Source organism: Pseudomonas sp. NPDC098747 (genome assembly GCF_044760045.1).
Taxonomy (GTDB): Bacteria; Pseudomonadota; Gammaproteobacteria; order Pseudomonadales; family Pseudomonadaceae; genus Aquipseudomonas.
The window spans coordinates 368-9,611 of record NZ_JBIWAL010000098.1 but is presented as its reverse complement, the minus strand read 5'-3'; the positions used below and the strand labels follow the sequence as shown (position 1 = coordinate 9,611).

The 9,244-nt window shown below is 59.0% G+C and carries 9 protein-coding genes and 1 pseudogene; 2 read left to right on the top strand and 8 right to left on the bottom strand.

Annotation, left to right across the window (positions count from 1 at the left end; all coding sequences use genetic code 11):
- Positions 1–25 precede the first annotated feature (25 nt).
- Positions 26–646: an orotate phosphoribosyltransferase gene (gene pyrE, locus ACIQVE_RS28565; protein ID WP_402815152.1), complete on the top strand. Its 621-nt coding sequence runs from the start codon at positions 26–28 to the stop codon at positions 644–646.
- 73 nt (positions 647–719) lie between these two features.
- Here pyrE and ACIQVE_RS28560 read toward each other — a convergent pair whose 3' ends face one another.
- The 7 genes and pseudogenes from ACIQVE_RS28560 to coaBC form a co-directional block, all read right to left on the bottom strand.
- The gene (locus ACIQVE_RS28560) at positions 720–1,103 is read right to left on the bottom strand and encodes a hypothetical protein (protein WP_402815147.1); all 384 of its coding nucleotides are present in this window, start codon (positions 1,101–1,103) and stop codon (positions 720–722) included.
- The gene (locus tag ACIQVE_RS28555; protein WP_402815144.1) at positions 1,090–1,662 is read right to left on the bottom strand and encodes a hypothetical protein; all 573 of its coding nucleotides are present in this window, start codon (positions 1,660–1,662) and stop codon (positions 1,090–1,092) included. The genes ACIQVE_RS28560 and ACIQVE_RS28555 overlap by 14 nt, the downstream gene beginning before the upstream one ends.
- A gap of 18 nt (positions 1,663–1,680) precedes the next feature.
- Positions 1,681–1,908, bottom strand: coding sequence for a hypothetical protein (locus ACIQVE_RS28550; protein ID WP_402815142.1), 228 nt, complete (start codon positions 1,906–1,908; stop codon positions 1,681–1,683).
- Between the two features lie 198 nt (positions 1,909–2,106).
- Positions 2,107–3,012 (bottom strand): acetylglutamate kinase, encoded by a 906-nt coding sequence (gene argB / locus ACIQVE_RS28545; RefSeq protein WP_402815139.1) that lies wholly within the window; start codon positions 3,010–3,012, stop codon positions 2,107–2,109.
- Positions 3,013–3,029: 17 nt separating this feature from the next.
- Positions 3,030–4,406: pseudogene (locus ACIQVE_RS28540) on the bottom strand (phosphomannomutase/phosphoglucomutase); the annotation flags it as partial.
- A 171-nt stretch (positions 4,407–4,577) separates the two neighbouring features.
- On the bottom strand, positions 4,578–5,033 hold the full coding sequence (gene dut, locus ACIQVE_RS28535; RefSeq protein WP_402815135.1) for a dUTP diphosphatase: 456 nt from the start codon (positions 5,031–5,033) through the stop codon (positions 4,578–4,580).
- 5 nt (positions 5,034–5,038) lie between these two features.
- Complete coding sequence (coaBC, locus tag ACIQVE_RS28530) at positions 5,039–6,247, bottom strand: bifunctional phosphopantothenoylcysteine decarboxylase/phosphopantothenate--cysteine ligase CoaBC (protein ID WP_402815132.1); 1,209 nt, start codon at positions 6,245–6,247, stop codon at positions 5,039–5,041.
- Positions 6,248–6,382: 135 nt separating this feature from the next.
- On the opposite strand from coaBC, the gene radC reads away from it, so the two are divergent.
- A complete protein-coding gene (radC, locus tag ACIQVE_RS28525; protein ID WP_402815129.1) occupies positions 6,383–7,057 on the top strand; it encodes a DNA repair protein RadC in 675 nt (224 codons plus the stop codon).
- Positions 7,058–7,187: 130 nt separating this feature from the next.
- On the opposite strand, the gene ACIQVE_RS28520 is transcribed toward radC, so the two are convergent.
- Positions 7,188–8,774, bottom strand: coding sequence for an ABC transporter substrate-binding protein (locus ACIQVE_RS28520; protein ID WP_402815126.1), 1,587 nt, complete (start codon positions 8,772–8,774; stop codon positions 7,188–7,190).
- Between the last annotated feature and the right edge of the window lie 470 nt (positions 8,775–9,244).

The following is a 9,244-nucleotide window of genomic DNA, read 5'->3' as shown; positions in this document are numbered from 1 at the left end:
AATGAAACCGAATAAGAGATAATTAATACTTTATGCAATAGATCGCGGCGTTTTGCGCTTCGGTGAGTTCACCCTGAAGTCCGGGCGCACCAGTCCTTACTTCTTCAATGCCGGCCTGTTCAACTCGGGTTCGGCCCTGGCGCAGTTGGGGCGGTTTTACGCCGCAGCCATTGCCGAAAGCGGCATCTCCTTCGACGTGCTGTTTGGCCCGGCCTACAAAGGCATCCCGTTGGCGGCGACCACTGCCGTCGCGCTGGCCGAGCATCACGACCGTGACTTGCCATGGTGCTTCAACCGCAAAGAGGCCAAGGCCCACGGCGAAGGCGGCAGTCTGGTTGGCGCTCCGCTGACCGGCGACGTGCTGATCATCGACGACGTGATCACCGCCGGTACCGCGATCCGCGAAGTCATGCAGATCATCGCGTCCCAAGACGGTGCCAAGGCAGCCGGCGTGCTGATCGCGCTGAACCGTCAAGAGCGTGGCAACGGTGAGTTGTCAGCGATCCAGGAAGTAGAGCGCGACTTTGGTATTCCGGTAATCAGTATCGTTTCGTTGAATCAAGTTCTGGAATTCCTCGCTGACGATCCGCAGCTCAAGCAACATTTGCCAGCCGTGGAAGCGTACCGCGCCCAGTTCGGCGTTTAACGCGGCGCCCGATTCGGCGTCTGTTGCAATTCCCCTGTAGGCGCAGCCCTCGGCAGTTCCTACAGGGGTTTTGTTAACGCAGATTTCGCCATTTTCCGAACAGTTTGAGCATCAATCCTGCGTTGAACAGCGCGAATAGCAGCAGCGCCAGGACCACCATCACGTACAGCGTACGATCGATGTCGAAATCCCACAGATCCAGCGTGCTGGTACCAATGATTCGCACAGCGGCAGGCAGGTTGACGTAAAACAGCGCTGCAAAGGCGCATGTCAGCGGCACCGCACAGCTTAATAAAGTCCCCATGATCTTTTGCCTGCTGCGCTTTCTGGCCTGAAGCCCTGACAGGTGCTCGTCCAGCGCCAACGCCTCATTCAGCTTGGGCCACGCCAGATTGAACATGAAGGTGGTCAGGGTCAGTAGCAAACCACTGACCGCGACGATGTCACTGAACGGCATTGAGTCCCAGCGTCGTGCACAACAAGTCGTGAGAGTCCTCGCTGATTTCAAACTGCCCAGCGCTGCCCTTGCGTTTGGTGATGGGTTTGAATGTCGGCTGGTTTTGCGTGATCAGCATATTCAGCTCATCACGGATCACGTCGGAGCTGATGACCACCAGATACACGGTTTGCGCATGTTCGGCCGATTCGACCACCGCGCGCATGCTGTGCTGCAGGATGTCGTCGAGCTGATTACGAAAGCGTGAAACCGTGTTTTTCAGCAGGGTTTTGCTCTGGCTCTGCGTCAACTGGAAGATCGTCGAGATCTGCGATTCGGTCGGCAATGTTTGCCCGAAGTAGCTTTGAATCAGATAGAGCAGGCGATCCTGTTTGGCCTCATCGGCCCGACTGGGCATGCCGCCCTCCACCAGCATCTTCAGGTACTCGGTCAAGCTGGCCTTGGCGATGCGCTGGAGGGCGTGAGCGATTTCCGCGTCGCCAATGCGCAAGGTCTTTTTCACCGGTTCCTTTTGTTCCTGCTCGAAAGCGTCGGCGTCGATCGTAAACGAGATCTGCATGGCTCAAGCGCTCCGGTGTTATTGGCGGCCGGCCGGTTGTTCGGTGTTTTCCGGATACGGGTCCTGGGGCGCATCACCTTGTCCGGATAAGACCTTCCAGCCCTTGAGGGGATGCGAATCTTCGGAAAAATCGGGGCAGGGCGGCATAGAAGTTTTCGATGTGCCCGAATACTCTCGACCGCAATCTACGCACGCGTAGGTACCTGCTGAAATATCACTGCCGTATGGAACGTGGTCTTTTTGCATGGGGTAAATCTCCTATGGTGTGGAGGAAGATCCTAGGGAGATTTGTTCTGAGTGGATGTCGGACGTTTCGCAGAGTTAGGTAAGACGTTTCTTGCGCGCACAAAAAAGATCGCAGACTTCGTCAGTTCCTACAGGGCTTCATACAAATGAAGTTCCTGTAGTAGCTGCCGCAGGCTGCGATCTTTTGCGTTTCAGCTATCAGGGACGTTTGCGATTGCTGATCAGCGTGCCGACACCGGTGTCGGTGAAGATTTCCAGCAGGATCGCGTTCGGCACGCGCCCGTCGATGATCAGCGAGCTACCAACACCGCCCTGAACCGCTTCCAGTGCGCAGCGGATCTTTGGCAGCATGCCGCCGTAGATGGTGCCGTCGGCGATCAGATCGTCGACCTGCTGGGTGCTCAGGCCGGTCAGGACCGTGCCTGACTTGTCCATCAGGCCGGCGATGTTGGTCAGCAGCATCAACTTCTCGGCTTTCAGCGCTTCGGCAACTTTACCGGCCACCAGATCGGCGTTGATGTTGTACGACTCGCCGTTCTCACCCACACCGATTGGCGCAATCACCGGGATGAAATTGCCTTTGACCAGAAGGTTCAGCAACTCGGTGTTGATCCCGACCACTTCGCCCACTTGGCCGATGTCGATGATTTCCGGCTGGGTCATCTCTGGCGTCTGGCGGGTGACGGTGAGCTTCTTCGCACGAATCAGCCCGGCGTCTTTACCGGTCAGGCCGATGGCGCTGCCGCCGTGACGGTTGATCAGGTTGACGATGTCTTTGTTGACCTGACCGCCCAAGACCATTTCCACGACGTCCATGGTTTGCGCGTCAGTCACGCGCATGCCATCGATGAAGTGGCTCTCGATCGACAGCCGCTTGAGCAGGTCACCGATCTGCGGGCCACCGCCGTGCACGACTACCGGATTGATACCCACGGCTTTCATCAGCACGATGTCGCGGGCGAAGCCGGTTTTCAGCTCCTCGCTTTCCATCGCGTTGCCGCCGTATTTGATCACCAGAGTCTTGCCGACATAACGTCGGATGTAAGGCAGTGCTTCGGACAGGACCTTGGCAGTGTTGGCGGCGGCTTCGCGTTCGAGGGTCATTCAGGGCTCCGGGTGGATCAGAACGGTAGTTGGAGATCAGGTGCAACGCGTTTCAGTTGGGCGTGGAACACATCTTTGATGCGCTGCAATTCAGCCTCGTCATCGGCCTCGAAGCGCAGCACCAGCACCGGTGTGGTGTTGGACGCGCGCACCAGGCCCCAGCCTTTGGCGTAGTCGACTCGCACGCCGTCGATGGTGGTCAGGTCAGCGCCTGCGCCCCACTGCGCGTCGTGCAATGCATCAATGATGCTGAATTTGCTCTCTTCGGTCACATGGATATTGATTTCCGGCGTAGAAATATCGTTCGGGAAGGTCGCAAACAGCTCCTCCGCGGTGGATTTTTCCTTGCTGAGGATCTCCAGCAGCCGCGCGGCGCTGTAGATGCCGTCGTCGAAACCGAACCAGCGTTCCTTGAAAAAGATGTGCCCGCTCATTTCACCGGCCAACAGCGCGCCGGATTGTTTCATTTTCTTTTTGATCAACGAATGACCAGTCTTCCACATTAGCGGCCGACCACCGTATTGCTTGATCAGCGGTACCAGGCGACGGGTGCATTTGACGTCGAAGATGATTTCCGCGTCCGGGTTGCGCGCCAGCACGTCACGGGCGAACAGCATCAGCAGGCGATCCGGGAAAACGATGCTGCCGGTGTTGGTCACCACGCCTACACGGTCGCCGTCGCCGTCGAAAGCCAGGCCGATGTCAGCGTTGGTTTCCTTGACCTTGGCGATCAGGTCGACGAGGTTTTCCGGCTTGCCCGGATCCGGGTGGTGATTGGGGAAATTGCCGTCGACTTCACAGAACAGCGGGATAACTTCGCAGTTCAGCGCTTCGATCAGTTGCGGGGCTATCACGCCGGCCGCGCCGTTGCCGCAGTCGACCACGACTTTCAGGCGTCGGGCCAGTTTGATGTCCTGGACGATCTCGGTGTTGTAGCGGTCGAGGATCTCGACCTGGGTCACGCTGCCGGTGCCGGTGCTCAAGTTGTTGGTCTTGAGGCGCTCGTGCAGGGCCTGGATCTGTTCGTTGGCGAGGGTGTCGCCGGCGATGACGATCTTGAAACCGTTGTAGTTCGACGGGTTATGGCTGCCGGTGAGCATCACGCCGGACTTGCCGGCCAGGACGTTGGCGGCGTAGTACAGCGCCGGCGTCGGCACCAGACCGACATCGCTGACGTGGCAGCCACTCTCGGCGATACCGCGGATCAGTTCGGCGACCAGTTCTGGGCCGGACAAACGACCGTCGCGACCGACAGATACATTTGGCTCGCCTTGGGCGATGCTCTGCGAGCCGACGGCGCGGCCGATCCAGTAAGCGGTTTCGGCATTGAGGAATTCCGGCACGGTGCCGCGAATGTCATAGGCGCGGAAGATGCTATCAGGCAGCTTCGGGGCAGTTTTGGCTGGGGTGGTCATCTGCGGAAATGCTCCATCTCAAAAGTGACTGGACAGACCGACGACTCATTCGACGGCAAGCTCAAACTGAAGGGTATGACGGCGTTTTCCGCAGAGAGTTCGTGGCATGAAAGGGCCATGACAGTGCGAATGGCATGGCTCCCACACGAATTACTGAGTGCCGGTATGGCCAAAACCACCGGTGCCGCGCTCGGTTTCGACGAACTCTTCAACCATTTCGAAATGCGCCTGTACCACCGGCACCAGCACCAGTTGCGCCAAGCGTTCGCCGACGGTCATGGTGAAGTCGGTCTGGCCACGGTTCCAGCACGAAACCATCAGTGGGCCCTGGTAATCAGAGTCGATCAGGCCAACGAGGTTGCCCAACACAATGCCGTGTTTGTGGCCCATGCCCGAGCGCGGCAGGATCAGCGCAGCGAGGTTCGGGTCACCGATGTAAACCGACAGGCCGGTGGGGATTAGCACGGTTTCACCCGGCTTGATCACGATGTCCTGCTCCAGCATGGCGCGCAGGTCGAGGCCGGCGGAGCCCGGGGTGGCGTATTGCGGCAGCGGGAATTCAGTACCGATGCGTGGGTCGAGGATCTTGGCTTGCAAAGCGTGCATGTAAATTAAACCTGGTTCAGACGTTCGGCGATAAAAGTGACCAGTTGGCGAGCGATCTTGCTCTTGCTGGTCTGAGCGAAAACCGTGGCATGAAGCTCACGGTCAATTACGCTGCAGGCGTTTTCTTCGCTGTTGAATCCGATGCTCGGGTTGGCGACGTCATTGGCGACGATCAAATCGAGATTCTTGTCCTTCAGCTTGCGTGCAGCGTAGTCGAGCAGATGTTCGGTCTCGGCGGCGAAGCCGACACTGAACGGACGGTCGGGACGGGTTGCGATGGTGGCCAGGATGTCTGGGTTGCGCACCATTTGCAGGACGAAGCCGTCGCCGCTCGTAGGATCTTTCTTGAGTTTTTGCGGGGCGATGACTTCCGGGCGGTAATCCGCAACCGCAGCCGAGGAAATGAACACATCGCAAGGGATTACGGATTCGCACGCCGCTAGCATGTCGCGGGCACTGACCACGTCGATGCGCGTGACGCGATCCGGAGTCGGCAGGTGTACCGGGCCGCTGATCAGGGTGACCCGGGCGCCGGCTTCCACCGCCGCTTCGGCCAGGGCGAAACCCATTTTTCCGGAGCTGTGGTTGGTGATATAGCGCACCGGATCGATGTTTTCCTGAGTCGGGCCGGCGGTGATGACGACGTGCTTGCCGGTCAGCGCCTGACGCTGGAAGCAGTCCGCCGCGCATTGGGCCAGATCGGTGGCTTCCATCATGCGGCCCATGCCGACGTCGCCGCAGGCCTGGCTGCCGGAGGCCGGGCCGAACGTCTTCAGGCCACGGCTTTCAAGCAGTTGCAGGTTGGCCTGGGTCGCGGGGTCGCGCCACATCGCTTGATTCATGGCCGGAGCGACCGCCACGACGGCGTCGGTGGCCAGCACCAGCGTGGTCAGCAGATCATTGGCGATGCCTTGGGCCAGGCGGGCGAGCAGGTCGGCGGTGGCCGGGGCGATCAGTACCAGATCAGCCCACTTGGCCAGTTCGATGTGGCCCATCGCCGCTTCGGCGGCCGGGTCGAGCAAATCCAGGTGAACCGGATGCCCCGACAGGGCCTGCATGGTCAGCGGGGTGATGAATTCGGCGCCGCCGTGGGTCATGACCACGCGCACTTCGGCGCCCTGGTCGATCAGGCGACGAACCAGGTCGGCGCTCTTGTAGGCAGCGATGCCGCCGCCGACGCCCAGAACGATGCGTTTCCGATACAGCCGCTGCATAGGTCTGCCTTTCATTTCGTGGGTGACATACGTGGCGAAACCCCCTCCCCAGGGTGAATTCGCCCGCAAAAAAGATGGGCTACGATATCACAGCGACCGCTACGGAACAGCGGCGCCCACAGACAGGGAAAGTGTATGAGTATTCGCGATTGGCCTGCGGCAGAACGCCCGCGGGAGAAGCTACTTGAACAAGGCTCGGGAAGTCTTTCAGACGCTGAATTGCTGGCGATCTTTTTACGCACCGGGGTGACTGGAAAAAGCGCGGTGGATCTTGCGCGACACCTGTTGAATCAATTCGGCAGCCTGCGCGCATTACTGGAGGCCGATCTTGCGGCGTTCAGCATGGAATTGGGGTTGGGGCCGGCGAAGTTCGCCCAGTTGCAGGCGGTGCTGGAAATGAGTCGCCGGCATCTGGCCGAACGCATGCGCAAGAAACCCGCACTGGAGAATCCGCAGGCGGTTCGCGATTACCTCAAATCGATGCTGCGCCACGAGCCACACGAGGTGTTTGGTTGTCTTTTTCTGGACTCCAAGCATCAAGTGCTGACGTTCGAGGCGCTGTTTCGCGGCTCCATCGACAACACCAGCGTGCACCCACGGGAAGTGGTGAAGCGTTCCTTGGCAAACAACGCAGCGGCGGTGATTCTCTGTCACAACCACCCGTCGGGGAACAGCGACCCCAGTCAGGCGGATCGCCTGTTGACCAAGCGTTTGCAGAAGGCCCTGGACCTGATCGATGTGCGGGTGCTCGATCACTTCATCGTCGGGGAGGGTGAGCCGTTGTCGATGGCGGAGTGCGGCTGGATGTAGATCTTAAGGAAATGCAAAACCCTTTGGGAGCTGGCTTGCCAGCGATGACGGCGGCAAATCCGGCACTAGTGCTGCCTGAAATTCCGCTATCGCTGGCAAGCCAGCTCCCACAGGTATTGTGTTGTTGCGATTACTTCAGGGTGACCCTGGAGTAGTCCTGCCGGCCAAACGGGCTTACCGAGTAACCCTGGACGTCTTTACGCGTCAGTGCAGACGCCGTCGGGTGCGCCAGCGGTAGCCACAATGCCTGCTGCTGAATCTGCGCCTGTGCTTGCTCGTAGAGCTTGGTGCGTACGCCTTGTTCGCTGGTGGTTTTGCCGGCGCTGATCAGCTTGTCGAGATCGGCGTTGCAGTAACGGGCGAAGTTGGTGCCGGACTTGACCGCGGCGCAGGAAAACTGCGGCGTGAGGAAGTTGTCCGGGTCGCCGTTGTCGCCGGCCCAGCCCATGAACAACAGATCATGCTCGCCAGCCTTGGCGCGGCGAATCAGCTCGCCCCATTCGATCACACGTATTTCCGCCTGAATGCCGATCTCCGCCAGGTCCGATTGCAACATCTGTGCGCCAAGGCTCGGATTGGGGTTGAGCAGGCTGCCTGATGGGCGGGTCCAGATCGTGGTCTGGAAACCGTCCTTCAAACCGGCCTTGGTCATCAGCGCCTTGGCTTTCGCCACGTCGTATGGGTAGCCCGGAAGGCTTTTCGCGTAGCTCCAAGTGTTCGGCGGGTAAGGCCCGTTGGCCGCTTCAGCGGTGTCTTCGAACACGGCTTTGACGTAATTGGTCTTGTCGAAGGCAAGGTTGATCGCCTGACGGACTTCCGGTTTGTCCAGCGGCGGGTGCTGGCTGTTGATGCCGACGAAGGCGGTCATGAACGCGTCAGTTTTTTCGACTTTCAGCGTCGGCTCTTTCTGCGCTGTCTGTACGTCCAGGGGCTTCGGCGACAGGGCAATCTGGCACTCATTGCGTCGCAATTTTTGCAGGCGCACGTTTGCATCTGGCGTGATCGCGAAGATCAGCGGATCCACTGCTGGCTTGCCACGGAAGTAGTCCGGGTTAGCCTTGTAACGGACCGCGGCGTCTTTCTGGAATCGCGTGAAGATAAACGGCCCGGTACCGATTGGCTGGCTGTTGAGCTTGTCGGTGGCGTTTGCCTTCAACAGTTTGTCAGCGTATTCGGCGGAGTAGACCGAGGCGAATCCCATGCTCAGAGTCGCCAGAAAGGTCGAGTCCGGGTGATCAAGGGTGAAACGTACGGTGAGCGGGTCCAGCGCGTCGATCTTCTTGATCAGCGCTGGCAACTGCATCGATTGCGCGTGAGGGAAGCCGCTTTGGGCCACTTTGTGCCACGGATTGGCCGGGTCGAGCATGCGGTCGAAACTGAATTTGACGTCTTCGGCAGTCAGCTCGCGGGATGGCTTGAAGTATTCGGTCGTATGAAATTTGACCTGCGGGTGCAGTTTGAAGATATAAGTCAGGCCGTCCGTGCTGACTTCCCAGCTGTCGGCCAGGCTCGGAATGACCTTGCCGCTGGCGGTGTCGAAATCAACCAGGCGGTTCATCAGCACATCGGCCGAAGCGTTGGTGGTGGTCAGCGAGTTGTACTGCACCACATCGAAGCCTTCAGGGCTTGCCTCGGTGCAGACGCTCAGCGCGGCGGCCTGGGCCAGAGGGCTCAGCAGGAGCGGGGCGAGCAACAGGGGTAGGGCAGCGAGGCGCATGGTCGGTTTCCCTTTACAGATCGAAGGCCCATCTGCAAGTGCAGTCTGGAAAAGTCCTACCCTAGAGGTCGCGATTGCAAATGACTATCCCCTTTTGTATTTTTTGGGCGCGGTTTTCTGCCGTGTCGGTGGGTGATCGTCGCAGCGACGAGCCCTAATCGGGCGTATGAGCGCTTTTCTGCGACGAGTGGTAAAAACCCGTGCCAGCCTTTATCCAAGGCACTTGCGGGCAGTATTTGCGCCTTTTTGTGGATTGATTGCACACGGAAAGTTGTTGCACCCCAGTCTTTCTGGTATAAAGCAGCGCTCTTTTCTAGGGGCCCGGTTCCTTCACTGTAGGTGTAGCCGGTAAGACCTCTAAAGAAACGCGGCGCCTGGCGCCAAATGACTGAGAGATTAAGCGGCCAACCCATGCCGGGTTGGGCATGTGGTTTTAGAGGGCTGAGGCATGTCGAGAGTATGTCAAGTTA